Source organism: Rhodococcus sp. MPR-R1B (genome assembly GCF_058793255.1).
This window is the reverse complement of the sequence record NZ_JBXAFO010000077.1, coordinates 1-1,668: the sequence shown is the minus strand read 5'-3', so window position 1 is coordinate 1,668 and position 1,668 is coordinate 1. Positions and strand designations below refer to the sequence as shown.

General features: G+C 58.3%; 2 protein-coding genes. One reads left to right on the top strand and one right to left on the bottom strand.

The annotated features are described in order from the left end of the window. Positions 1–269: 269 nt before the first annotated feature. Positions 270–923: a DUF4190 domain-containing protein gene (locus tag AC1Q61_RS32695; RefSeq protein ID WP_030535740.1), complete on the top strand. Its 654-nt coding sequence runs from the start codon at positions 270–272 to the stop codon at positions 921–923. A gap of 44 nt (positions 924–967) precedes the next feature. Here AC1Q61_RS32695 and AC1Q61_RS32690 read toward each other — a convergent pair whose 3' ends face one another. After that, the gene (locus tag AC1Q61_RS32690; RefSeq protein ID WP_492651485.1) at positions 968–1,618 is read right to left on the bottom strand and encodes an EAL domain-containing protein; all 651 of its coding nucleotides are present in this window, start codon (positions 1,616–1,618) and stop codon (positions 968–970) included. Positions 1,619–1,668: the final 50 nt, after the last annotated feature.

Here is a 1,668-nt window from a genome sequence, read left to right as displayed (position 1 = left end):
AGCTACCTCCTTGCGGGGGGCCTGCGGGTGGTGGGTAACTTCCGGGAGGAGGTGTTCCCTGCTGGCCATATGGATCCTGGGGTGGGAATTGCTTCCCGCCTTCTGGATTCTGGTTGGGGTCGTACCCACCGGTTGTCATGTGTTCCCCTCAGTCGTAAATATCGCGCTCGAGTGTGACAGTGGATATGACCCTACTGGGATCAAAGAGCGATGTGGATGACATCTGCTCACTTGGATTCGGAGGTCACCTGTGGTTTAGGCTGCGTTGTATGACGAGTTCCGGGGGCAACAACGACGATTCTTCGAGCGATTACCAGGCAAAACCTGGGTACGGAGAATTTCCGAGCCTGCCTCCTGAGGGGTACGGCGTGTCCCCGTCCGAAACGCAGTCTTCACCTGAAGTTCCCGGATATACCACTCCCAACGAGCAGTACCCGGGTTATCCACCGCCGTCGTACAACCCGCCCGGTAATAACCCCCAGCCGGGCGGAATCGGTGAACCGAACCCGTACCTGCCGCCGCAGAATTTCGGACCGCAGAATCAATATCAGCAGAATCAATATCAGCAACCCGGACAATACGGACAGGCTCAATACGGACAGCCTCAGTACGGCCAACCTCCGAACCCGTACGGTCAACCGAATCAATTCGCGGGTGGGTACGCACCGCCGATGCAGCCGGTCGGCACCAATGGTCTCGCAATTGCATCGCTGGTTGTATCGCTTGCGGGTGGTTGCTTCTACAGTCTCGGCGGAATCGTCGGAATCATTCTGGGAATTGTCGCGCTCAATCAGATCAAGCAGACAGGTCAACAGGGGCGCGGGCTTGCGATAGCCGGAATTGCGGTCGGCGCGGCCTTCTTGGCAATTTTTGCCGTGATTCTCGTAGTCGCACTCATAGCGAGTGCATCGTCGTCGTACTGAAGTGTCGTCGTGCTGAAGTGCCGTCGTGCTGAAGTGGCGAGCGCTCACACGGGAGTGACGACGGACGACGCAGGAAGTGGCTTGCCGAAGTAATAGCCCTGGCCCATGTCGCAGCCGGCCCGCAAGACGTTGGCTGCGTGTTCCGCGGTTTCGACGCCCTCTGCGATCGAATCAAGCCCTAGCTTCCGAGCGATGTCGGCGATGGACTCCATGACCATGAAGGCGCGGTCTCCAGCACGACCCGCTGCGCTGACGGCCCAGGTCAAGGATTGGTCGATCTTGAGAATGTCGAGCGGCAATTCCGACAATGCGGAGAAGGACGCGAAGCCCGCCCCGAAATCATCCAGCGCGATTCGAATTCCCTCGTTGTGCAAGACATGAAGAGTCTCGGCGGCATGCCGGCCTACGACGCCGAGTTCGGTGACTTCCACGATTATTCTGCTCAGTGGCGTTTGTGAACTGTCGAGCGCTCCGAGGATCTCGTGAGCGGCGTGCGGGGTAGCGAGTTGGCGAGGCGAAAAGTTGACCGCGACCATCATGTGCTCAGGCCACGACGCTGTTTGGGCACAAATCATTTCCAGAGCTTGTAGCCCGATGGGAATGATGAGCCCAGAGGATTCGGCGGAGCGCATGAAATCTTGAGGTTCGATCAACCCTCGCAGCGGATGGTGGTAGGACCCCGTTTGGTGAGCCACTCGGTATCAGAGAATCAATGCGTGTGAATGCAGCTGGCAGCGTACTCATT